At 72.9% G+C, this 22,666-nt stretch carries 22 protein-coding genes; 8 read left to right on the top strand and 14 right to left on the bottom strand.

The features are described 5' to 3' along the window. Positions 1-25: 25 nt before the first annotated feature. The gene (locus tag FHX73_RS47360) at positions 26-2,032 is read right to left on the bottom strand and encodes a glycoside hydrolase family 6 protein (protein ID WP_281292748.1); all 2,007 of its coding nucleotides are present in this window, start codon (positions 2,030-2,032) and stop codon (positions 26-28) included. Positions 2,033-2,699: 667 nt separating this feature from the next. On the opposite strand from FHX73_RS47360, the gene FHX73_RS30835 reads away from it, so the two are divergent. The 5 genes from FHX73_RS30835 (at position 2,700) to FHX73_RS30820 (ending at position 5,950) form a co-directional block, all read left to right on the top strand. Beyond that, positions 2,700-4,055, top strand: coding sequence for an extracellular catalytic domain type 1 short-chain-length polyhydroxyalkanoate depolymerase (locus tag FHX73_RS30835; protein WP_145909233.1), 1,356 nt, complete (start codon positions 2,700-2,702; stop codon positions 4,053-4,055). 41 nt (positions 4,056-4,096) lie between these two features. Then, a complete protein-coding gene (locus FHX73_RS46615) occupies positions 4,097-4,375 on the top strand; it encodes a hypothetical protein (protein WP_170305151.1) in 279 nt (92 codons plus the stop codon). Beyond that, entirely contained in the window at positions 4,372-4,512 is a 141-nt protein-coding gene (locus FHX73_RS46610) for an RICIN domain-containing protein (RefSeq protein ID WP_342795338.1), read from the top strand. The genes FHX73_RS46615 and FHX73_RS46610 overlap by 4 nt, the downstream gene beginning before the upstream one ends. Positions 4,513-4,703: 191 nt before the next feature. Next, positions 4,704-5,378, top strand: coding sequence for a hypothetical protein (locus FHX73_RS30825; RefSeq protein WP_145909232.1), 675 nt, complete (start codon positions 4,704-4,706; stop codon positions 5,376-5,378). A gap of 218 nt (positions 5,379-5,596) precedes the next feature. Further along, on the top strand, positions 5,597-5,950 hold the full coding sequence (locus FHX73_RS30820; RefSeq protein WP_145909231.1) for a hypothetical protein: 354 nt from the start codon (positions 5,597-5,599) through the stop codon (positions 5,948-5,950). Positions 5,951-5,952: 2 nt separating this feature from the next. On the opposite strand, the gene FHX73_RS30815 is transcribed toward FHX73_RS30820, so the two are convergent. From FHX73_RS30815 to FHX73_RS30755, 13 genes are all read right to left on the bottom strand, one after another. Further along, a complete protein-coding gene (locus tag FHX73_RS30815; protein WP_145909230.1) occupies positions 5,953-6,330 on the bottom strand; it encodes a VOC family protein in 378 nt (125 codons plus the stop codon). Between the two features lie 167 nt (positions 6,331-6,497). Further along, the gene (locus tag FHX73_RS30810) at positions 6,498-8,192 is read right to left on the bottom strand and encodes a CocE/NonD family hydrolase (protein ID WP_145909229.1); all 1,695 of its coding nucleotides are present in this window, start codon (positions 8,190-8,192) and stop codon (positions 6,498-6,500) included. 176 nt (positions 8,193-8,368) lie between these two features. Then, on the bottom strand, positions 8,369-9,328 hold the full coding sequence (locus FHX73_RS30805; protein WP_145909228.1) for an alpha-ketoacid dehydrogenase subunit beta: 960 nt from the start codon (positions 9,326-9,328) through the stop codon (positions 8,369-8,371). Next, positions 9,325-10,266 carry a thiamine pyrophosphate-dependent dehydrogenase E1 component subunit alpha gene (locus FHX73_RS30800; RefSeq protein WP_145909227.1) on the bottom strand — a complete coding sequence of 314 codons (942 nt, stop codon included), beginning with the start codon at positions 10,264-10,266 and terminating at the stop codon, positions 9,325-9,327. Before FHX73_RS30800 ends, FHX73_RS30805 begins: the two co-directional genes overlap by 4 nt. Positions 10,267-10,322: 56 nt before the next feature. Beyond that, complete coding sequence (locus FHX73_RS30795) at positions 10,323-11,237, bottom strand: phytanoyl-CoA dioxygenase family protein (RefSeq protein WP_145909226.1); 915 nt, start codon at positions 11,235-11,237, stop codon at positions 10,323-10,325. A gap of 26 nt (positions 11,238-11,263) precedes the next feature. Further along, entirely contained in the window at positions 11,264-12,259 is a 996-nt protein-coding gene (gene hppD / locus FHX73_RS30790; RefSeq protein WP_145909225.1) for a 4-hydroxyphenylpyruvate dioxygenase, read from the bottom strand. 48 nt (positions 12,260-12,307) lie between these two features. Then, positions 12,308-13,585, bottom strand: a complete 1,278-nt coding sequence (locus FHX73_RS30785) for a beta-ketoacyl-[acyl-carrier-protein] synthase family protein (protein ID WP_145909224.1) — start codon at positions 13,583-13,585, stop codon at positions 12,308-12,310. Beyond that, positions 13,582-15,201: a class I adenylate-forming enzyme family protein gene (locus FHX73_RS30780; protein WP_145909223.1), complete on the bottom strand. Its 1,620-nt coding sequence runs from the start codon at positions 15,199-15,201 to the stop codon at positions 13,582-13,584. Before FHX73_RS30780 ends, FHX73_RS30785 begins: the two co-directional genes overlap by 4 nt. A gap of 98 nt (positions 15,202-15,299) precedes the next feature. Further along, positions 15,300-15,821: a beta-ketoacyl synthase N-terminal-like domain-containing protein gene (locus FHX73_RS30775; RefSeq protein ID WP_145909222.1), complete on the bottom strand. Its 522-nt coding sequence runs from the start codon at positions 15,819-15,821 to the stop codon at positions 15,300-15,302. Then, complete coding sequence (locus FHX73_RS30770; protein WP_145909221.1) at positions 15,818-16,930, bottom strand: beta-ketoacyl synthase N-terminal-like domain-containing protein; 1,113 nt, start codon at positions 16,928-16,930, stop codon at positions 15,818-15,820. Before FHX73_RS30770 ends, FHX73_RS30775 begins: the two co-directional genes overlap by 4 nt. Continuing rightward, complete coding sequence (locus tag FHX73_RS30765; RefSeq protein ID WP_211786390.1) at positions 16,927-17,220, bottom strand: acyl carrier protein; 294 nt, start codon at positions 17,218-17,220, stop codon at positions 16,927-16,929. Before FHX73_RS30765 ends, FHX73_RS30770 begins: the two co-directional genes overlap by 4 nt. Further along, entirely contained in the window at positions 17,217-17,495 is a 279-nt protein-coding gene (locus tag FHX73_RS30760) for a phosphopantetheine-binding protein (RefSeq protein ID WP_145909220.1), read from the bottom strand. Before FHX73_RS30760 ends, FHX73_RS30765 begins: the two co-directional genes overlap by 4 nt. Positions 17,496-17,550: 55 nt before the next feature. Next, the gene (locus FHX73_RS30755) at positions 17,551-18,936 is read right to left on the bottom strand and encodes a class I adenylate-forming enzyme family protein (protein WP_246213987.1); all 1,386 of its coding nucleotides are present in this window, start codon (positions 18,934-18,936) and stop codon (positions 17,551-17,553) included. 231 nt (positions 18,937-19,167) lie between these two features. Between FHX73_RS30755 and FHX73_RS30750 the strand changes: the two genes are divergently transcribed. The 3 genes from FHX73_RS30750 to FHX73_RS30740 are packed head-to-tail and all read left to right on the top strand — an operon-like array spanning position 19,168 to position 22,587. After that, positions 19,168-20,310: an alpha-hydroxy acid oxidase gene (locus tag FHX73_RS30750; RefSeq protein ID WP_145909218.1), complete on the top strand. Its 1,143-nt coding sequence runs from the start codon at positions 19,168-19,170 to the stop codon at positions 20,308-20,310. Positions 20,311-20,335: 25 nt separating this feature from the next. After that, positions 20,336-21,280, top strand: a complete 945-nt coding sequence (locus FHX73_RS30745) for an alpha/beta hydrolase (protein ID WP_145909217.1) — start codon at positions 20,336-20,338, stop codon at positions 21,278-21,280. Further along, positions 21,277-22,587, top strand: a complete 1,311-nt coding sequence (locus FHX73_RS30740) for an aminotransferase-like domain-containing protein (protein ID WP_145909216.1) — start codon at positions 21,277-21,279, stop codon at positions 22,585-22,587. The genes FHX73_RS30745 and FHX73_RS30740 overlap by 4 nt, the downstream gene beginning before the upstream one ends. The last annotated feature ends 79 nt before the right edge of the window (positions 22,588-22,666 follow it).

Below are 22,666 nucleotides of genomic sequence, written 5' to 3'. Positions count from 1 at the left end.
CCGTGGGGGAGGAGGTGGCTTGGGCTCAGCTCGCGGTGCAGGTCAGGGTCGGGGCGGTGTTGCCGCCCGAGTAGCTGCCCGAGAGGCCGAAGCTGGTGCCGGCGCCGACGGCCACCGTGCCGTTGTAGCCCGCGTTGACGGCGCTGACCGCGCTGCCGGTCTGGGTGGCGGTGGCGTTCCAGGCGTTGGTCATCTGCTGGTTGCCGGCCCAGGTCCAGGTCACCTTCCAGGACGTGGTGGGCGCACTGCCGGTGTTGGTCACGGTGACGTTGGCGTTGAAGCCGCTGCCCCAGTCATTGGACACCGAGTAGGTCGCGGTGCACCCGCCACCCCCGCCGGTTCCGCCTCCGCTGCCGGCCGTGGTCGCGGTGACCGCGGCGGAGACGGGGGAGAGGTTCCCGGCGGCGTCGTAGGCGGCGACGGTGTACTGGTAGGCGGTGGCGGCGGTTAGGCCGGTGTCGGTGTAGCCGGTGGTGCTGCTGGTCGCGAGCTTGCTGCCGTTGCGGTACACGTCGTAGCCGGTGACGCCCACGTTGTCGGTGGAGGCGGTCCAGGAGAGCGAGACGCTGCTGGCGGTGGTGCCGGTGACGGTCAGTCCGGTCGGGGTGCTCGGCGGGGTGGTGTCGCCGCCGCTGGAGGAGCCCCCGAAGGACGGGTAGGCGTTCTGGACCAGCTGCTGGAACTCGGCGCCGTACCACTGGCCGGCCGGCACGTTGGCGGCGCCGAGGGCGTCGGTCGGGTAGGTGCCGCCGTTGCCGTCCGTCTGGGTGCCGTTCGGGTCGCAGTGCGGGTCGCCGTGCGGGTGGGTCGCGCTCGGGTAGTCGCCGTCCGACTCGCCCGGGGGCTTCACCCAGAGGAAGGCGATGATCGGGTTGGCGGAGCCGTACGGCTGGGCCTGCGGCCGGGCGCCGATGCCCGCGCCGTTGACGTTGCACCAGTCGCCGCGGAACGGGCGCTGGTCCACCTTGTTGGCCGCCACGTAGGCGTTGGTGGTGGTCGGGGCCGTGTTCAGCCCGGTGGGCCGGGCGCTGCCGCCCCAGCCGTTGCGCGAGGTGTCCACCAGCATGCCGATGGTGCTCGGGAAGCCGTTCGACACCATGGTGGCGTACATCTGGGTGTCGTAGGTGTACTCGTCGAAGTCCGGGTTGTACTGGTAGAAGTTGGCGGACTTCAGCGGCTGGCCGCCGACCTGGAGGTCGGGGTCGGTGAGGAACGGCTCGTTCAGCGGGGTGGTGTTCGCGGTGTCGCTGATGAAGCCGTCCACGCTGGCGAAGCCGGCTGTGGTGGCCTTGGCGATCTTGGCGTACTCCTGGCCCGCCGGGACCATGTTGGTCTGCCAGCCGAGCCAGCCGGAGTGGCCGATGTCCAGGTAGTCGTAGACGTTGCCGATCGGGTGCAGCTTGTTCAGCGCGTACTCGATCCCGGTCTCGTAGAACGGCGTCGCGGTGGCGCAGGCCGGCTTGTTCTGGTTGGTCACCGCGTTCGGCAGCGAGTCCGGCTCGATGATCGCGGCGATCCGCAGCGAGGCGTACTTCGGGTCGGCCAGGATCGCCGCGATCGGGTCGATGTACTGGCTCTCGTAGGTGGTCAACCCCGCTGCGGTGGCCGGAAGTTCGCCGTTCGAGGCGATCGCGGCGCAGTCCCGCCCGGGCAGGTCGTAGACCACCACCTGGAAGACCACCGGGGTGCCGCTGCTCGCCGACTGGGCCAGCGCCCGGTCGAGGTGGGCGCGCAGGCCCAGGCGGCCGCCGTCACCGGCGATGGCACCGATGTGGTCCATCCAGACGGCGGTGGAGTTGCTCGCGACCTGGGCCTCCGTGGCGCCCAGCGTGCCGCCGTCGGCGGTGGCCTGGGCGCTGACCTCGGCGGTGTAGTCGGGGTTGAGGTAGCCGGTCGCGCCGACGAACGGGTTGACCAGGTGGGTGGCGGCGGCCTGCGCCGACTGCGCACCGACCACGGGAACGAGGGCCGTGGCGCCGAGTGCGGCCGCGGCGGCGGCCGTTCGGAGTCTGCGGAGCGTGAGGTGGGGCACGATCGGGTCCCTTCGGGTGGGGGTGGGGTGGGCCCGGGTGGCGCCGTGCGCGGTGGAGTCCTGACGGGAGTCCTGATGGGAAACCTGGGGGAGTTCCGGGAAGCGTGGGAGCGCTTCCACGAGTCGGCGGGCGCTCTCGCCGGTGCCCAGACACATAAAGCCAGGATGCTAGGGGTCCGTCAAGAGCCGTTGCTGATACAGCTGTTCATTGTGGAGCGCTCCCACGGGCGGTCGGGCGAGTTGCGCAACTTTCGGGGCGCCTGCTGCCGGGCGTCCGCGCTGGTCGGCTGCCTCCGGCGGGCCGGGCGGGCCGGGCGCGGGCCGGGTGTGGCTGTCGCCCGATCCGCATCGCCGGGAGGGAAACAGTAGTCCCGTGACTCCTTGACAGGTCATGAACACTGATGCACTGTCGGCATGCTGAACGTCAGATCAGCGCCAGAATCGAGAGCATGGCGGCCGCGAACGTGTGCTCGCAGTTGTGAGCGCTCACATCTCCCCGAACGGGCCATCCACCGAGAACTTCGAACCCGCAGCAGCGAACCTGTTCCGCGAAGATCTCATCGCAGCGCTCCACCACCAGCGCGCGACGACGCGAACTCCCCATGGGCATCCGGGGATGCCCTGCTCGCTGCCAACGCTCTCGACAGCCCGTGGAGGAAGCGATTCCATGCTGCGTTCCCGGAACCTGAACTCCCGCCTGCTCGTCGTACTCCTGGCGGTCGTCGCCGCGATCGGCGTGAGCCTGCCCGCCGCGCCCCAGGCGGTCGCCGCTTCGTTGACGCAGGTCACGAACTTCGGCACCAACCCGACCAACCTGCAGATGTACCTGTACGTCCCGAACAACGCCAAGCCCGACCCGCCGATCCTGCTGGCGCTGCACGGCTGCCAGGGCTCCGGGCCCTACCTGTACTCCAGCACCGATTTCGCGGCGCTGGCCGACCAGTACGGATTCCTCGTCATCTACCCCTCCACCAACCCCGGCGGCAGCTGCTGGGACGTCTCCTCCGACCAGGCGCTGCGGCGCAACGGCGGCAGCGACCCGGTCGGGTTGATGTCGATGATCACGTACACCGAGCAGCACTACGGCGGGAACCCCGACGCCGTGTACGTCACCGGCGAGTCCTCGGGCGGCATGATGACCAACGTCATGCTCGCGGACTACCCGGACGTGTTCAAGGCGGGCGCAGCGTTCATGGGCGTGCCCTACCACTGCTTCTACACGGGCACCGCACGCGGCTGGAACGGCCCCTGCGCCGGCGGCCAGGTCTCCATGACCGCGCAGCAGTGGGGCGACCTGGTGCGCGGTGACGCCGACCCGGGCTACACCGGGCCGCGCCCCCGCGTGCAGCTGTGGCACGGCACCGCCGACCCCACCCTGAACTACAACAACCTCGGCGAAGAGACCAAGCAGTGGACCAACGTGCTCGGGGTGAGCCAGACCCCGTCCTCGACCGACACCCCGGTCGCCAACTGGAACCGGGCCCGGTACGGCGGCAGTTCCGGCACCCCACAGGTCGAGACGTACAGCATCGTCGGCGCCGGGCACCAACTGCCCATCCAGGGAACACCGATGGCCGCCTACGCCATCCACTTCATGGGGCTCGACGGCAGCGCCCCCACCCCCGGCAGCACGGGCGCACTGCACGCGGTGGGCGCCGGCAAGTGCCTGGACGACCCCAACTCGACCACCACGCCCGGCACCCAGCAGCAGACGTACAGCTGCAGCGGCGCGGCCAACCAGACCTGGACGCACACCACGTCGAACCAGCTGACGCTCACGCTCGGCGGCAGCACCCTGTGCCTGGACGCCGACGACCGGGGCACCGCCAACGGCACCAAGGCGATCGTCTGGCCCTGCAACGGCCAGGCCAACCAGCAGTGGAACGTCAACACCAACGGCACGATCACCGGCGCCCAGTCCGGCCTGTGCCTGGACGTGACCGGCGCCTCCACCGCCGACGGCGCCCCGGTCGAGCTCTGGTCCTGCGACGGCGGAAGCAACCAGCAGTGGACCCTCGGATAAGTGCGCACCACCCTGCTCCCCAACCGAGAGGCATGACAACGATGTTGAAAGGCATCCGCCGCGCCAGCCTGGCCGGCGCACTGGCCGGCACATTCGGACTGACGCTGGCGGTGCTGCCCGCGCCACGCGCCTCGGCCGCCGGCGAGGTGGTCCAGAAGTGGCTGACCACCTCGGACTTGAGCCAACACCTGACGCAGCAGGCCGACCTCGGCTTCGCCGCCTCCTCGGGTTCGGCGACCATCAGCGTCGACAACTCGCAGACGTTCCAGAGCATCGTCGGCTTCGGCGCCGCGATGACGGACTCCAACAGTGGAACGTGAACTCCAACGGGACCATCACCGGAGTGCAGTCGGGCCTCTGCCTGGACGCCACCGGTACGGGCACGGCCAACGCGACGAAGCTGCAGTTGTGGGCGTGCTCGGGTGCTGGCAGCCAGCAGTGGAGCCTGCGGAGCTGAACAGGGCTCAGGGGCCGGTCACCGCGGTAGTGGTGGGGACCGGCACCGCGGCGAGGATCGAGAACGCGCAGGTCGCCGTCTACCGCGTATCACCGTCAGGTGCGACACGTGTTGCGCACCGCGGCGGCGCACCACAGTTATCCTGAAGCGCTGCTGGCGAGGGGTGGCAAATGTCTGTCGTGGGGATGGGTGTGGCAATCGAGATGATCCCTGACCGCCCTGGGCGGGAAGTGGCCTTCGAGCCGCTTCTTGATGAGCTGTTGGAGGTCTTCAGCCCGTCCTGGGTTCTTCCGGACCGGATGACGGGAGAGCACCAGCATCATCGCTGCGAAGCCAAACGCTGGGAGATCGGTCGGGGCGCCGTGAAGGACCTTGACCTCACCCGCCGGCACGCTGACGTCCTGATGAATGCCGTCGTGCATGACCAGTGCCGAAGCGGCATCAACCAGCTCATCAAGCCTCTGATCAAGGCCCTTGGGTACCGCTGGACGCAGGAGCAGATCATCCGGTACGTCCGTACCGGCTCGGACGCGCAGAAGGTCGGGGCAACGATGGCCTGGTACTTCTCCAGGCCGCCTCTCCGGTACGCATCAACGGACGACCTGAAGAACCGCATACCCGTTCCGGAGAGCAAGGCAGCCTTGGACGCGCTGTCCGATCTGCGCGACGACTACCGAGATGCGGTCTTGACTGCCTTCCTGGCCTGCGAGGACCCCGGAACTCGCCAGGACCTGTCCTTGTGGATCTCGCTGGACTCGTCCGCCTATCCGGGCGTCCTTCAGGCCGATCACGAGCGGGCCAAGAGTCTCATCCTGGCTGCCCCGGAGCATTACCGGTTGATGCTCCAACGTTCCGGCCGGGTCTGAGGCTTGATCAACACCGTCGCGACTGGCTTGGTGGGGGCGATGAGGGCGGGCTCCTCATCCCGTTTCACCGTGCAGGCGCCCAGTGCCAGGTGCTGGTCGCTCACTACCCCCGCTGACTGCGTCACCGCCCGCCCCGGCCGACGGCAGTGCGGAGCAGACGCCCACTCAGCTGATAGGCCTACCCACGGCTTGTCAGCGCAGACTGCCACCATCGGGCCATGGCCGACTACTCACCACTCACCGATCCCAGCACCTGGCGACTGCACCACGACAACCGCGAGGTCGCCCGGCTGCGGGTGACGGGGACTGACATGCCGTGGGTGCACGCCGAGGTGGAGGCGCTGCCCGGGTTCGAGGAGTTCGGGCCGCTCTTCGCCGAGCAGGAGCGGGCCACCGAGCAGGAGGACTGGGAGCGCGCCGACGCCTGCTATGAGCGGATCCGGGCGGCGCTCGTCATGAGCTTTCCCGACGGGACGCCGGTGGCCGAGTTCCTGTTGCACGTCCACGGTGACGGGACGGCGGCGTGGCGCTGGTCTGACGAGCCGTTCGAGGAGTTCGACGAGGAGCAGTGACGTCAGAGGTCGTGCGCGGTCGGGTGGCGCGGCTGGTAGAGGGCGAGTTCCGCGCCGCTCGGGAGGCGGATCGCCGCCAGCCGGCCCCAGCGCTGTTCGGTGACCTCGCGGGCGAGTGGTACGCCGCGGGTGGCGAGGTCGCCGAGGACCCGGGTGAGGTCGTCGCACATCAGGAACAGCTCGTGCGAGGGGGCTCCCTCGGCGGGGTGCACGGCGACCTCGGCCGGGGGCAGCCGGAAGATCAGCCAGCCGCCGCCCGCGTCGACGCCCGGGAAGCCGAGGACGTCGCGGATGAAGGCGCGGTCGGCCTCGGCGTCCTGGCTGTGGAGGATGACGTGCGCGCCGCTGATGCCGCCGATGCCCACGGTCCCGTCCGTCATGCGGCGCCCTCGCTCTCGGATCCGGCCACGGCCTGGTCGCGGCGGTGCGGGAATCCTCGCAGCTGGGGACGGTTGGTGATGCGTGGACACGCGGGGAGGGACGGCGAGAGCCGGTGCGGTCGGCCCGTCGGGATCGGGTCGGTCGCACCGGCGTGCCGGGGCGTGGGTCAGTCGATGGGCTGGAGGGGGATGTCGAGGTAGGACTCGCTGCCCTTCGGGGAGGTGATGTCGAGGGTGAACACCGGGGTGGTGACGTTCTCGTAGCTGAAGAACGGGTCCTGGGTGTCGATCACCAGCTGGAGCTGACGTCCTCGGGCCACGACGTAGTCGGCGGGCTGGAGGGGGAAGGTCACGGTGGTGGCCTGGCCCGCCGGCTGGTCGGTGAAGGTGTAGGGGGCGTGGGTGATGATGTTGGCCGAGCCGGTGGCGGGGTTGAGGTCGAGCAGGTAGGCCACGATCGTGGCGCCGGCCTGCTGCGCCTTCACCGTGACCCGCAGCTCCAGGTCACCCCGGACGCGGGAGGCCTGCGCCACCGGTGCGGTGGCGAAGACGGCGGCCAGGCCGCGGTCGGTCTCGGCGGTCCGGTAGGTGTTGGGCAGGCCCCAGCGCTCGGCCAGGCCGGTCTGGACGAGCTTGGGGGCGACGACGATGTTGGTGCCCTTGCCGGTGGCCTTCACCGAACGGGTCCAGCCCGCCTGCGGCTGGTCCTCGACCAGCTGTCCGTCGCGCTGCCCGGAGGCGGCGTCAGCGAGGTGGAACCGCTTCTTCGGCTGCGCGTACTCGTCCCAGGAGGCGTGCCGGAGGTCGGAGAGGGGGTTGAACATGTACTCGGAGCGGATGTCGAACCGCGGCGGCGCGCCGTTTCCGGCGGTGCCGCCGAGGTGGTAATCCATCCACCGGTAGGCCATGTCGGTGGGCTTGGCGGGGAGTCCGGCGAGGCCCGGGAGTTCGGCGTTGCCGTGGTCGCCGACCTGGATGAGGAGCGTCTTGGGCCCCGTCAGGTTGTTGTGGAAGTCGATGACGGCGGGTACGGAGAAGATGGTCTCGTGCCAGCTGGTGGTCAGCAGGATGGCCGTCGCGGCGTCGTTGTACTTCGCCAGGTTGTTCCGGGGGGAGCGGACCCGGGCGAACTCCCTGACCTGGTCGTCGATGGTGTTGGCGCGGATCTTCTGGATGACCTCGCGGAACTCGGGCGAGCAGCGGTCCTCGCCGAACAGCGTCACCAGGGCCTCGAAGGCCGCGAGGTGGCGGGTGCCGTTCTCGTACAGCGAGGTGAAGAGGTCGGCCCAGGCGCTGGTGCCCGCGACGACCTTGATCCGGGGGTCGCTCGCGGCTGCGAGCAGGCTCGTGCCGGCGCCGTAGGAGGCGCCGAAGAAGCCGATCCGCTCCGCGTCCACCTGGTTCTGCGTCAGCAGCCAGTCGACGACCTCGGCGGCGTCGGCGACGTCCTGCGGTCCGGCGACGTGGATCTCACCCGTGGACTTCGCGAGACCGCGCTGGCTGTAGGCCAGGACGACGTAGCCGCCCTGGGTCCAGCGGGAGAGCATGCCGAGGTAGGCCCGGTGCCCGATGCTGATCAGCGGGGCGGGCAGGACGACTGCGGGGCAGGTCTGCCCGGGGGCGAGGCCGCGCGGGACGCTCAGCGACGCGTCGAGCTGCGTCCCGTCCGCCAGGGTGATCGTGGTCTCCGAGTACTGGCCGATCTCCGCGTAGACCTCGTAGTCGTCGGCCAGGCCCCACTGGTCCAGGCGGCCGATCCGGCGCGGCGAGGGGTCGAGCAGCGCCTCGCGGATCGCGTCCAGCTTCGCGAGGTCATCGGTTCCGAACGCGAAAAAGGGATCCGTGCTGCCGTCGACAGGCATGGCTTTACCCACCTTCTGTGAAAGGGATGGTGACGAGGCGTCAGGCACATGCTGACCCCGCCATGATCACCCTGGGGAGGTGTTCCATGCTGTTCACTCGAACGGGTGAACGGTGCCGCGCAAACCTCCAAGTGGAGAGGGGGCCGGAACTCGACCGGGGAACGAGGGGGCAGGGACTACTTCAGCACGGCCCGTACGGCGTCCCGCAGTTGATCGCGCTGGGGCTGCAGGGCGCGGTCGAGCCCGGGGGCGAACGGCAGCACCGTGCCGTCGGGTCGGGTGATCCGGCGGGGCGGGGCGACGAGGCGCATCTGCTCGGCCGCCGTGGCGAGGACTTCGGCGCCGATGCCGCAGCTGCGGTTGGAGTCGTCGATGACGACGAGGCGGCCGGTGCGGTCCAGTGAGGCGGCCAGTGCCGTCCAGTCGAAGGGGTGGAGCGTGCGCGGGTCGAACACCTCGACGGAGATCTCCGGGCCGAGTTCCTCCGCGACGGCCAGCGCGTCGTGCACCAGGTGGCCGATGGCGACCACGGTGACGTCGGTGCCCTCGCGGTGGATCCGGGCCGAGCCCAGGGGGATCGGGGCCAGCTCCCAGGTGACGGTCTCGCGCACGGGCAGGGCGGCGGCCGGGGCGAACACGACCACCGGGTCCGGGTCGGCGATCGCGGAGCGCAGCAGGCCGTAGGCGTCGGTGGGGGTGGCCGGCACGACGGTCTTCAGCCCGGCGTGGGCGAACAGGCTGTAGGGGTGGTCGGAGTGCTGGCCGGCCCAGCCGTCCCGGGAGCCGGAGCCCGGCACCAGGCAGGTGAGTGGGACACTGGCCTGGCCACCCGTCATCAGGGAGAACTTGTGTGCCTGGTTGACGAGTTGCTCGAAGACGAGGAAGAGCAGCGAGGGGATCTGGAACTCGATCACCGGCCGCCGGCCGCTCAGGGCGGCGCCGATGGCCATCGAGGTGAAGGCCTGCTCGGAGAGCGGGGTGTCGACGATCCGGCCGGGGCCGAACCGGTCGAGCAGGTTGAGCGTGGGGCCGGCCAGGCCGGCGCCGATGTCCTCGCCGAAGACGCAGACCGCCGGGTCCTGCGCGAGGGCGTCGGTGAGCGCCCGGTTGAGTGCCTTGGTGTAGGAGAGCCTCATGCCGTCGACCCCGCCCTCGGGCGCAGGCCGTCGGCGTAGAGGAGGTCCAACGCGCCTGCTGGGTCCGGATGTTCGGAGGTGATGGCGAACTGCCGTGCGGCGGCCAGCTGTTCGGCGACCGAGGCGTCCACCTGCGCGGCGAGGCCGGGCGGCAGGAGTGCGGCGGCGCGCGGCAGCGGGTCGAGGTCGCGCCAGTCGGCGATCTCCTCGGGGGTGCGGTAGCGCAGTTTCATCAGCCGTTCCATGGTGTGGTGCCCCTCGAAGCGGTAGGTGCGGCACTCCAGGAAGCCGGGACCGCCGCCGGTGCGCGCTCGTTCGACGGCCTCGGCGGCCGCCGCGCGGACGGCTTCGGTGTCCATCCCGTCCACCTCGGCGGCGGGGATCCCGAAGCCGGCGGCCCGGCCGGTGGCGCTGCCGGCCACCGCGGTCACGGCCGGCAGCGTGGTGGCGTAGCCGTTGTTCTCGCAGACGAACAGCACCGGCAGCCGCCACATCGCGGCCAGGTTCAAGGACTCCAGCAGGACGCCCTGGTTGAGCGCGCCGTCGCCGAAGAAGGCGACGGCGACCCGGTCCTCACCGGCCTGCCGGGCGGACCAGGCGGCGCCGACCGCGATCGGACCGCCGGCGCCGACCATGCCGTTGGCGCCCAGGATGCCGAGCGAGAAGTCGGCGGCGTGCATCGAGCCGCCCCGGCCCTTGTTCAACCCGGTCGTGCGGCCGAGGAGTTCGGCCAGCAGCCGATCGGGGGCCGCGCCCTTGGCGAGCACGTGGCCGTGGCCCCGGTGGGTGGAGGTGATCACGTCCTGCGGGCGCAGTGCGGCGCAGACGCCGACCGCCACCGCCTCCTGGCCGATGTAGGGGTGGATGCCGCCGGTGATCTCCCCGGACTTCACCAGGGTGAGCGCGAGTTCCTCGAAGCCGCGGATCAGCCGCAGCATCCGGTAGCGCCCGGCAGGAGTGTCGAGCCCATCAACATAAGGAAACTGACTGTCCGTCACAGGACTCCTCGCCAGATGACGGGGCAGATCTCGGGGTCGGCGTAGTCGGGGCGGCCGTCGGCGGTGCGGCGGACCAGCACGTCGTGGTTGTAGGAGGCGGGGCTGCCGTCCGGGCGGGTGGCGTGGCGGTACTGGTTGGCCCCGTCCTGCAGGTGCAGCGAGAGGGCCCGGCGCGGGGTGTCGGCCAGGTTGGCGCCGCTGCCGTGGTAGGTGCGGCAGTGGTGGAAGCTGACGTGCCCGCGCGGGATGATGATGGGCACCTTGCGCACCTGCGCGCCGTTGTGGCGGGCGTTGGCGGCGAGGATCGACTCCAGTTCGGAGCCGTCGCGTTGGGCGAAGTGCCGGGTGGAGTCCTCGCCCGAGGGGAGCTCCTGCCAGCGGTGGCTGCCGTCGACCATGGTGATGGTGCCGTTCTCCACCCCGCAGTCGTGGAAGGGGATGAAGGCGGTCAGCATGTCGTCCGAGGACGAGGTGTGCCAGTAGTGCTTGTCGAAGTGCCACGGCACCCGGTTGGAGGGCTCCTCGGGCACGGGCGGCTTGAGGATCAGGGTCGACTGGAAGACCCGGATCTCCTCGGCTCCGGCGAGCAGCGCGGCGACGGCGCCGACCAGGGGCTTGCGCAGGATCGCGGCGATCGCGTCGCTCTCGTAGTGCACGTAGTCGTTGTGCCGCTGGACCGGTCCGTGCGAGGGCTCCCAGGCGGCCAGGCGCGGCGGCCGGACGGCGAGGGTGCGGTCGCGGTGCCCCTCGTAGTACTTCTCGGTGGCCGCCTGGAGGGTGTCCAGCTCCTCGTCGGTGAACAGCGGGCCGGACAGGTACCAGCCGTGCTCGCGGTAGCCCGCCACCTCCTCGGGCGTGGGCAGCAGGGCGCGCTCGGCCCGGGTGAGGACGAACTCGGTTGCGGTGGTCATGGGGCGTTCTCTCTGGTGGAGGCGGGTCAGACGGAGGCGCCGGCGGTGGCGCGCTGGCGCTCGACGGCCTCGTAGAGGGCCGTGATGTTGGCGGTGCCGAAGGTGCCCGCGCCCTGACGCTCGATCAGCTCCAGGAAGAAGGTCCGCCGGGGGTGGGTCGAGCGGGCGAAGATCTGGAACAGCTGCCCGCCGTGGTCCTGGTCGACCAGCACGTCCAGCTCGCGCAGCGTCTGCACCGGGATCGCGGTGCCGCCGAGCCGCTCGGCCAGGCCGTCGTAGTAGGTGCCCGGGGTGGCGAGGAACTCGACGCCGTGCGACCTGGCGGTGCGGACGGCGGTGGCGATGTCGTCGGTGCGCAGCGCCAGGTGCTGGACGCCCGCGCCGTCGTGGTCCGCGAGGAAGGTGTCGATCTGGCCGGCCCGGCGGCTGGTGTCCGGTTCGATCAGGGTGAAGGTGACGTCGCCGGAGGCGCTCTGCACCACGCTGGAGTCCATCCCCTGCTCGCCGACCGCGATGTACTCGCCGAAGATCCGGTGGAAGCCTAGCGCGGCCTCGCAGAACCGTACGGCGTCCGCGAGTTGGCCGGCCGGGACGCAGATGGCGGCGTGGTCGAGGGCGTCCAGCAGTTCGCCACCGCTCCGCGCCGGAGCGTCCTCCAGTGGGACGAACCGCAGCGCGGTGTCGCCGAAGCCGGCGATCAGTGCGCCGTCCCGGTCCAGGACCACGGCGCCGTGCCGCTCGGCCCGCTCCAGCGCGGCCTGCGGGTCGGTGCAGCCGAGCGCCAGCACGGCGACGCCCTCGCCGTGCCGCTCGACGTAGCGGGCCACCGGGTGGTCGGTGTGCTCGCTGGAGTTGAGCCGCAGCCGGATGCTGCCCTGGTGCAGGTGGACGCTCCGCACTCCGGGCTGCCACGCGGGCTGGTCGGTGTCGCGCAGGAAGCCGAAGCCGCGCTGGAGCTCGGCGGCGGTCCGCGCGGCGTCCGCGCAGTGGTACTCGACATGGGTGATCGTCTGGATCGACAACTGGGCTCCTGGCAGGTGCAGTTGATAGGAGAGTGGGCCGGCGGCGGCCTACTTGGCGGCGCGGGTGGGCGTCGGCCCGAAGACCAGGCTGGTGTTGTGGCCGCCGAACGCGAAGGCGTTGCTCAGCGCGGCCCGCAGCTCCGCCGGCCGTGCGGCGCCGCGGACGTGGTCCAGGTCGCACGCCGGGTCGGGCTCGCCCAGGTTGAGGGTGGGCGGGAGCAGGCCACGGGCCACGGCCAGCGCGGTCACGGCGGCCTCCACCGCTCCGGCCGCGCCCAGCAGGTGGCCGGTGGCGCCCTTGGTGGAGCTGACGGCGGGCCGGTGCTCGCCGAACACCGCGTTCAGCGCGGCCGATTCGGCGATGTCGCCGAGCTTGGTGCCGGTGCCGTGCGCGTTGACGTAGCCGATGTCGGACGCGGCCAGGCCGGCGTTGGCGAGCGCGGTGCGCATCGCGTCGGCCGCGCCCTCGCCGTCCGGGCGGGGCATGGTCGGGTGGTGGGCGTCGGTGGTCGAGCCCCAGCCGATCAGCTCGGCGTAGCCGGCGGCGCCCCGGGCGTTCGCGTGCTCGACGCTCTCCAGCACCAGGACGGCGCTGCCCTCGCCCAGCACGAACCCGTTGCGGCGGGTGTCGAACGGTCGGCTCGCCTGCGCCGGGTCGTCCCAACCCTGGGCCAGCGCACGGGCGTTGGTGAAGGTGGCGGCGATCGTCGGGTGCAGCGAGGATTCGGTCCCGCCGCACACCACCACGTCGGCGTCGCCCGCCCGGATCAGCCGCAGGCCCTCGGCCACGGCCTGGGCGCCGGCCGCGCAGGCCGTCACGATCGCGGTGCTGAAGCCCCGGATCCCGTGCTTGATCGCCACCCGGGCGGTCGCCATGTTGGAGAGCATCCCCGGCAGCAGGTACGGGTTGACCGCGGGGCGGCCGCGCTCCAGACGCCGGTGCGACTGCTGCTCGAAGGTCTCCAGACCACCGCCACCGGTGGCCAGCACCACGGCGGTGCGGCGGGCGTCGACGTCGCGGCCGACCACCAGGCCCGCGTCGGCCAGCGCGTCGTCCGCGGCGGCCAGCGCCAGCAGCACGAAGCGGTCGACGCAGCGGGTCTCCTTCGGCGGCAGCACCTCCGTGCCCTCGATGTGCGGGGAGATCCCGGCGGCGGGCAGCCACCCGTGCGCGGCGTGGTCCTCGGGCACGGCGACGATGCCGCTGCGCCCGGCGGTCAGCGCCTCGAAGACCTCGCCGGGCTTGCGGCCCAGCGGGGTGACCATGCCCATTCCGGTGACGACGGCGCCCGGGCGCCCGGGGGCCCGGCTGACGGTGCGGCTCATCGGGCACCCACCGAGGCGAGGTGGCGCTCGCGCAGCAGGACCTTGCGGACCTTGCCGGTCGGGCCGAGCGGGATGTCGTCGCCGCCGACCACCAGGACCGAGCGGACGGTGGCGGCGGTGTGCTCGTCGAGCGCGGCGACCACCTCCGCGGTGCGGTCGGCGGCCGGGTCGGCGCCGTCCGCGAGGAGCAGCAGCACGTCGGTGACCACCCGCTCGCCGTCCTTCACCGCGACGACCGTGCAGTCCAGCACGCCGGGGACGCGGGCCAGCACCCGCTCCTCGGACATCGCGGTGTACAGCCGCCGGCCGTCGCCGAGCTCGACCGAGTCCACCAGCCGGTCGACGTGGTAGTAGTAGCCCTCCTCGTCCCGGTACATCAGGTCGCCGGTGAGGAAGCGGCCGCGCAGCCGGGTGCGGTAGGTGGTGACCGAGTCGTTCCAGTAGCCGGGCGCCAAGGTCGGTGAGGCGGTGGCGAGTTCGCCGACCTCGCCGGGGCCGAGCGGCTCGCCGTCCGGGCCGACCACCTCGCAGTCCACGAAGGTGTGCGGGCGGCCCACGCAGCGGCCGTACTTCTCGGTGCCGGGGGCGTGGGTGATGAAGAAGTGCGAGTGGCCCATCTCGGTCGAGCCCAGGCCGTCGACGAAGACCGAGCCCGGCTCGCGGCCGCGCTGCCCGCGGGTGAGCGTCTCGCGCGAGCCGGCGGCGATCAGCCGGCGGATGTGCGCCTCGTGCGCGCAGTCGCCGGTGTTCCACCACAGCGCGATCGTGTCGAGCTTGCGGGCGGTCAGGTCGTGGTGGGCGAGGCCGGCCCAGGTGGCGGCGAAGCCGATCACGCCGCGCGGCTCCCAGCTCTCGATGGCGTCCAGCACGCCGGCGCCGGACTGCGAGGAGAGCAGGGCGAGTTGGCCGTGCGTGCTGAGGGCGAAGTTCAGCGCGATCAGGGTGGCCGCGTGCGGGGCGGGCAGCGCGCTGAGCATCCGGTCCGAGCCCTGCGGCCGGGGCAGCGTGGCCCGGTGGCGGATCGCCGCGTACAGGCTGGCGTGCGAGTGCACCACGGCCTTGGGCATCCCGGTGGTGCCGGAGGAGTGGGTGATCGCCACCGGGTCGTCCGCGCAGTGCCGGTAGGGCTCGGGCGCCGCGTCCGGGTCGCCGGCGCCGAGCTCGGCGGCATCGGCGAGCACCGGGGCCGCCGGGTCGTGCCCGGCCAGTTCGGCCCGGTGCGCGGGGTCGGTGAGGATGCCGACGGCGCCGAGGCGGGCGATGTAGCGGGCCGCGCGCTCGCCCTCCACGCCGGGGTTGAGCAGCGCCGGGATGGCACCGAGCCGGGTCAGCGCCAGGAAGGAGAGCACGTGGTCGGCGGCGGCGGTCGCGTACACCACCACCGGGTCCCGCCGGCCGACGCCGAGGGCGCGCAGCGCGGCCGCCCGGGCCCGGACGGCGCGGTCGACCTCGCGCAGGGTGAGGGCCTCCCAGGCGGCGTGGTCGTCCACCGCGGTGTCGAAGGTCAGCAGCGGGTCGTCGAGGCCGATGCCCAGGGCGATCCTGCTGGTCAGCACGTTTCCTGCGCCGACGTCGGGGTCGCCCGCCAGGAGAGTGCGGATGCTGCGGATGCTCACGGTGAATGGATCCCTTCCATGGCGGGGCCATGCGGGTGCGCGGTGCGGCGTCTGGGACGCGAACGGACGGGGTGTCAGGTGGACGGGGTGATGTGCGGTCAGGCGGAAGTGACCAGGACCGCGGTGGCGTGGTCGGCGCCCCCGCCCGGTCCGGCCTGTTCCGCGGCGATGACCAGGACCTGGTCGGCGTCGCCGTCGGCGAGCAGCAGGGCGGCCAACTCCACTGCGTCCGCCGGGATCCGGCCGGGTGCGGCGGTCTCCCGGGGGCTGATGGCGACGACGGGGCCGGTCAGTCCCCAGCGGCTGGCGATGTGCCCGAGGACGGCGTTGGGGTTGGACTGGAAGAACAGCAGCGGCGGCATCCGCTGCCCCGAGGCGGCGGTGTCGATGGCCAGTGCGGTGGCGCGGTCGCCGCCGGCGCTGGCGAGCAGCAGCCCCGTGCGGTCGGCGTCCGGTCCGTCGGCCCGGTCCGTGCCGCGGTGCCGGGTGAGGCAGAGCTCGGCGACGGCCGCGACCAGGGGGTTGAAGGTGGAGGCGGTGAAGCCGGGCAGCGGGGGCAGCTCGCCGCTGCCCTGCGGGTGCGGCCAGCTCGCGGTGGCGAGGGTGCGCAGTCCGCTCATGCGGCGGCCACCAGGAGCGCCGTGTTGGCGCCGCCGAACGCCGAGTTGAGGCTCATTGCGTAGCGGGGGCGGTCCGCGCGGGGGCCCGCCAGGACCAGGTTCAGGCCGATCTCCGGGTCGGGACCGAGCCAGCCGGCGTTGACCGGCAGCCGCTCGCTCTCCAACGCCGCGATGGTGACGACGAGTTCGAGCAGCGCGGAGGCCTCCAGGGCGTGGCCGTGGACGGACTTGCTGGAGCTGACCGGGAGTTCGTCCAGAGCCTCGCCGAACACCGCGCGCAGCGCCCGGGCCTCCGCCAGGTCGGACATCGGCGAGCCGGTGCCGTTGGCGTTGACGTAGCCGACCTCTGACGGGGCGACACCCGCCCGGGCCAGCGCGGCCCGGGCGGCGCGGGCCACCCCCTCGCCGTCGGGCCGTGGGCGGCACACGTGGTGCGCGTCCCCGGAGCGGCCCCAGCCGGCGAGTCGGGCCAGCGGGCGCGCGCCGCGCGCTGCGGCGGCCGTGTGCGCCTCGACGACCACGGCTGCCGCGGCGTCGCCGAGCAGGGTGCCGGTCCGCCCGCTGCTGAACGGCCGCAGCTCCCCGTCGCGGGCCAGTGCCCGGCCCGCGTCGAAGGCCGCGAAGACGCCCGGCTCCACCAGGTGGCCGGCCGCCACCACCACCCGGGGGTGCCGGCCGGAGACGACCAGGGCGGCGGCGTCGGCCACCGCGCCGGCGGCCGCCACGCAGGCGCCGGTGTACACCCGGGTCACCCCGGGCAGGCCGAGGGCGGTGGACCCGCTGGTCACGGCCTCGGCCACCGCGCCGGTGCGCAGATCGCTGTGCAGGGCCAGCAGCAGCGGCGTGTCACCGGGTTCGGTGGGCAGCCCGGACTGGTGGCACGCGTCGGCTACGGCGTCGAGCACCGCTCGGGCGAGCGGCGGCGGGTCGGGCAGCAGGGCCGCCCGCCGGGTGGTGCGCCGACTGACGTCGAAGCGGGTCACCTCGGTGAAGCCGGTCGTGGCCCGTGCGGTCGCGGCCGCCAGCGGGGCGAGCCCGCGGCCGAAGGCACTGAGCACCCCGAGACCGGTGATCACCGGCCGGACGGCCGACGGTGCGCTGGTGCTCATGATCGCGCGGCCCCAACGGTTCTGTCGGCTCCGGCTCCGGCTCCGGCTCCGGCGCCGGCGGCGAGCACGGCCGCGCGCAGCACCGCGACGGCGTCGTCCACCGTCCGGACGGCGGCGAACTGCTCGTCGGAGAGCTCCAGTTCGAGCGCGTAACGCTGCTCGAACTCGGCCGTGAGCCAAGTGAGTTCCAGCGACCCGAGGGCCTCGGGGACACCGGCCGCGGCACGCTGTCCGAACGCCGCGAGCATCGCCACGACCTCGGCCCGGTTCGGCAGCACGGGCGTGCTCACGCGGCGCTGCCGGCGGCGGTCGGGGCGGTGGCGGCGATCCGGCGGGCCACGTCGGCGGTGAACTGGTCGAGGGTCATCAGCGCGGTGGTCTCCATCTCGTCGAGGTTGAACTTGACCCCGAACTCGTCCTCGACCTGCGCCGACAGGTCGGCGAGCGCCAGCGACTCCAGGTCGAGCCCGGCGGGCCCGAGGTCGGTCTCGCCGGTGACCTCGGAGACGTCGTAGCTCATCTCGGTGAGGGCCGCGAGGACGAACTCGTGGATGCGCTCCTGCATGGTGGTGCTCCTCGTGCTGTGTCGGGGTTCAGGTGCGGTGCTGCGTGACGGCGGATCAGGCTGCGGGCGTGGTGCCCGCAGCCGCGGCGGCGCGCAGCGCCGTGGTGTCGCGGACGAGCTTGCCGGTGGCGGTGCGGGGCAGCGCCGGCAGGAAGGAGAGGTGCCTTGGCCGCTTGTAGGAGGCCAGTTCGCGGGTCAGGGCGTCGCGGACGGCGGCGGGCGCGGTGGCCTGCTCGGCGGCGTGCTCGGTGGCCAGGTAGGCCTCGATGGCGCCGTCCGCGAAGACCACCACGGCCTCGCGGACCTGCGGCAGGGCCGCGAGGGTGTGCTCGACCTCGGTGAGGTCGACCTTGAGGCCGCCGATGGAGACCTGGGAGTCGCGGCGGCCGAGCACGGTGACCCGCCCGGTCGCCGGGTCGATCCGGGCGGCGTCCCTGGTGTGCAGTCGGCCGTCCGACCAGCGAGTGGGGTCGGCGAGGCCGGGGTAAGGGGAGTCGGCCATGGCGATGTGCAGTTCGCCGCCGTCCTCGTGCAGCGCCATGCCGTGGACGGGTTCGGCCCAGGGGTGCAGGGCGCCGTCCAAGTCGGTGGCGATGACCCCGAGTTCGGTCATGCCGTACATGGTGCCGAGCGGCACGCCGTACCGGGCGGTGAAGGCGGCGGGCAGTCCGGGGCGGACCGGCTCGCCGGCGACGATCATCCGTCGCAGCTGCGGCAGCGGCGGGGGAGCGCTGGCACCGGCCAGCAGTTCGGCGTGGAACGGGACACCGATCACGGTGGTCGGCCGGTCGTCCTCGGCGATCGCGGCCAGGATGCCGGCCGTCGTCATCCGCTCGGGGACGGTCAGCGGTGCCCGGGCGTGCAGGCTGTTGAGCAACCCGCCGACCAGGCCGAGGACATGGACGACCGAGGAGAGCAGGACGACCCGCTCCCCGGCCTTCGGGAACAGCTCCAGCCGCCGGTAGCAGTCGAGTTCGCGCAGCAGGTCGTCGGCCGTGCGGGCGATCACCTTGGCCGGACCGGTCGAGCCCGAGCTCAGCTGCAGCAGGGCGTGGCCGGTCGCGGCCGGGCGGCCGTTCGGCAGGGCCGCCGGCACGGGGTCGGTCTCGGCGAAGCCGCGCAGCGACGCCGCGGGGCGGTGCGCGGACTCCACCAGCACCTGGGGTGCCAGGCGTTCGACGGCGAGCGCGACCTCGTGGGCGGTGAGCCGGTGGTCCAGCAGGACGGTCTGGGCGCCCAGTTGCCAGCAGGCGAGCAGCGCGGCGGTGTAGCCGAGCGAGGGCGCCAGTCGCAGCGCGACCGTGCCACCGCTCGACAGGCCGGCGGCGGCGAGCCGTTCGGCCTGCTCGGCGACCAGGGCGCGCAGGGCGGCCCGGGTCACCGGAGCGCCGAAGCGCAGGCACTCCTGGTCGTCGGGGCCGGCCAGGAGGAAGCGGTCCACCCAGTCGGGCGGGGCCCCGGTCGGCGGGGGAGGAAGGGGGGATGAACCTGTCAACGCCGCTCCACGAAGGGGAGGTTGGATGGACATCGGTCGCAACCAACGGGGTCGGTCAGACGCTTGACGATTACACAGATGATCGAGCGGAAGCAAGGTCTAGACCAATAGGTATGAATCCTCCTACGCTGCCGGGCCGGAGCGGGCCCGAGCGCGGCCTGCCCGGAAAGGCAGCTCATGGGGCCAGTTGAACCAGCGGACCTCGACAGCACGTACTTCGAGGCAGCGGCCCGCGCCCGACTCCCCGCCGACATCTGGGACTTCATGCAGGGCGGCAGCGGCGCCGAACGGACCCTGGCCGCCAACCGGGCCCAGTTCGAGCACTGCCGCCTGCGCCCGCGCACACTGGTCGACGTCTCCACCACCGACCAGAGCCTCACCCTGCTCGGGAGCCGGCTGCGCACCCCGATCGGCATCGCACCGATGGCCTACCACCAGCTGTTCCACCCCGAGGGCGAGGTGGCCACCGCCCGTGCGGCCGGCCGCGCGGGGGCGGTCATGGTGGCCGGGATCTTCGCCAGCCGCACCCTGGAAGCCATCGCCGAGGCCGCCACCGGCCCGCTCTGGCTCCAGCTCTACTGGCTGCGCCGCCGCGACGCGCTGGCCGCCGTGGTCGAACGGGCCGAAGCGGCCGGCTTCCGTGCCCTGGTGCTGACCGTGGACGCCCCGCGGATCGGCCGACGGCTGCGCGACGCCCGCAACGGCTTCGCCGTCCCCGCGCACATCCGCGCCGTCAACCTCGACCAGACCCTGATGGCTGCCAGCCATCGCTCCGGCCAGGGGAGTTCGGGCATCGCCGAGCACGCCAGGGAGCAGTTCGACCCCAGCCTGACCTGGGCGGACCTGTCCTGGCTGCGTGAGCGCAGCAGCCTGCCGATCGTCCTCAAGGGGATCCTGACCGCCGAGGATGCCCGGCTGGCCGCCGAGCACGGCGTCGACGCCGTCGTGGTCTCCAACCACGGCGGCCGCCAACTCGACGGTGCCTTGCCGACCCTGGCGGCGCTGCCCGAAGTGGTCGCCGCAGTACCGCCGACACTGCCCGTCCTCCTGGACGGCGGGGTACGGACGGGCACGGACGTCGCCCTCGCGATCGCCCTCGGCGCCCGAGCCGTGCTGATCGGCCGCCCGGTCCTGTGGGGCCTGGCCGTCGACGGGGAGGAGGGCGTCGCCCGGATCCTCGCTCTGCTGAAGGCCGAACTCGACGACACGCTGGCCCTGCTGGGCCGGCCACGGCTCGCCGACCTCGACCACACCGCCGTCGCCCGGCCGGCCGGCTCCGCCGCTCCCCTCGCCACCCCGACCCCCGACCAGTGCCGCTGACCCGCGGCCGACCCCAGGACACCCCTTGCCACTGCACCCCCAGGCCCAGGCCCTGCGAGAGCAGCGCGCCGAAGCCGGCACGCCCCCGCTCTACACCCTCACCACCGCCGAGGCCCGCGCCGCCGACCTCGCCGACCTCCAGGCCTGCGCCGGGAACCCGGAACCGGTCGGCTCGGTCGAGGAGTTCACCATCCCCGGCCCCGGCGGACCGCTGCCGCTGCGGATCCACCGCCCGGCCGCCGACACCGCCCCGGACGGTCCACTGCCCGCCCTGCTCTACCTGTTCGGCGGCGGCTGGACCCTCGGCTCGCTGGACACCGGCGACGCGATCTGCCGCCGGCTCACCAACGCCGTCGGCTGCGTCACCGTCTCGCCCGGCTACCGGCTCGCCCCCGAACACCCCTTCCCGGCCGCCGTCCACGACGTCGTGGCCGCCGCCGAGTGGATCGCCGGGCACGCCACCGAGCTGGGCACCGACCCCGAACGGCTGGCCGTGGCCGGCGACAGCGCCGGCGGCAACCTCGCCGCCGCGCTCACCCTGGCCGCCCGCGAGCGGGGCGGCCCCGCGCTGCGCCACCAACTGCTCGTCTACCCCAACACCGACCACGGCGCGGACACCCCGTCGCTGCGCGAACACGACGACCCGCTGCTGTTCAACCGCCGCTCGGTCGCCTGGTACTGGGACCACTACCTGGCGGACCCGGCCGACGGCGCCGACCCGCGGGCCTCGCCGCTGCGCGCGCCCTCGCTGGCCGGGCTGCCGCCCGCCACCGTGATCACCGCCGAGTACGACCCGCTGCGCGACGAAGGCGAGCTGTACGCGGAGGCGTTGCGGGCCGCCGGAGTCCAGGTCGAGGCCCGTCGCTACGCGGGCATGCCGCACGGCTTCTTCGCCATGGCCGGCGTCCTGGACGACGGCCGCGAGGCCCAGCGGTACGCCGCCGAGCGGCTGCGCGAGGCCCTGCGATGAGCGCCGCCGAAATCAGCCTGCCACTCGGCGAACTGCACGCCAGCCTCGCGGACCCGCTGCTGGACGCGATGACCCTGCTCAACGAGGTCACCGAGCGCTACCCCGACGCGCTCTCCTTCGCCCCCGGCCGCCCGCACGACGGCTTCTTCGAGCCCGAGGCCGTCCACGCGTACCTGGACACCTACCTCGCCCACCTCGCCGAGCGCAGCCTGAGCCGCGGCGCGGTGCGCACCGCACTGTTCCAGTACGGCCCCACCAAGGGCATCATCGCGGACCTGGTCGCCCGCACCCTCGCCAACGACGAGGGCCTGGACGTGGCCCCCGAGGCGCTGGTGCTCACCGTCGGCGCCCAGGAGGGCATGCTGCTGGTGCTGCGCGCCCTGTGCGCCACGCCCGAGGACGTCCTGCTGGTCAGCTCGCCCTGCTACGTCGGCGTCACCGGCGCCGCCCGGCTGCTCGACCTGGCGACCGTCCCGGTCCCCGAAGGCCCCGGCGGCGGACCGGACCGGCGGGCCGTGCACGAGGCGGCCCGCGCCGTGCGGGCCTCGGGCCGGCGCCCGCGGGCGCTCTACGTGGTCCCGGACTTCGCCAACCCGTCCGGCACCAGCATGCCGGTGCCGGCGCGGGCCGAACTGCTTGCGGCGGCGGCCGAGGAGGGGCTGCTGGTGATCGAGGACAACCCTTACGGCTTCTTCGCCCGCGAACCCGGCGAACGGCCCACCCTGAAGGCCCTGGACCGGCGCCGACAGGTGGTCTACCTCGGCTCCTTCGCCAAGACCTGCTTCCCCGGAGCCCGGCTCGGCTACGTCGTCGCCGACCAGCAGGTGACCGGGCCGGGGGGCCGCACCGGCCTGCTCGCCGACGAACTGGCCAAGCTGAAGAGTATGACGACGGTCAACACCCCGGCGCTGAGCCAGGCCGTGATCGGCGGCATGCTGCTGCGCCATGACTGCCGGCTACGGCCCGCCACCGCCCCGGCGCGCGCCCACTACGCGGCCAACCTCGCAGTGCTGCTACGGGAGTTGGAGCGGCACTTCCCGACGGCCGAGCGAGTCCGACTGGGCCTGTCCTGGAACGAGCCCGAGGGCGGCTTCTTCGCCGTGCTGGACGTGCCGTTCACCGCCGACGAGGCGGCGATGGAACGCTGCGCCCGCGACCACGGGGTCCTCTGGACCCCGATGGCCCCGTTCTACCCGGCGGGCGGCGGTGAGCGCCGGCTGCGGCTGTCCATCAGCGCCCTGAGCGAGCGGCAGATCGAGGCGGGGGTGGCCCGGTTGGCCGACTTCATCCGGGAGTCCGCGGGCTGAACGCGCCAGCGCACGGAAGAAGGGGGCCGGTGTGAACCCGGCCCCCTTCCTCCCGCTCCCGAGCTGCTACCGGATCCGG

The organism is Kitasatospora viridis (assembly GCF_007829815.1).
GTDB classification, from domain to species: Bacteria; Actinomycetota; Actinomycetes; order Streptomycetales; family Streptomycetaceae; genus Kitasatospora; species Kitasatospora viridis.
The sequence above is the reverse complement of the archived record's forward strand: the minus strand, read 5'-3'. Positions and strand labels throughout refer to the sequence as shown.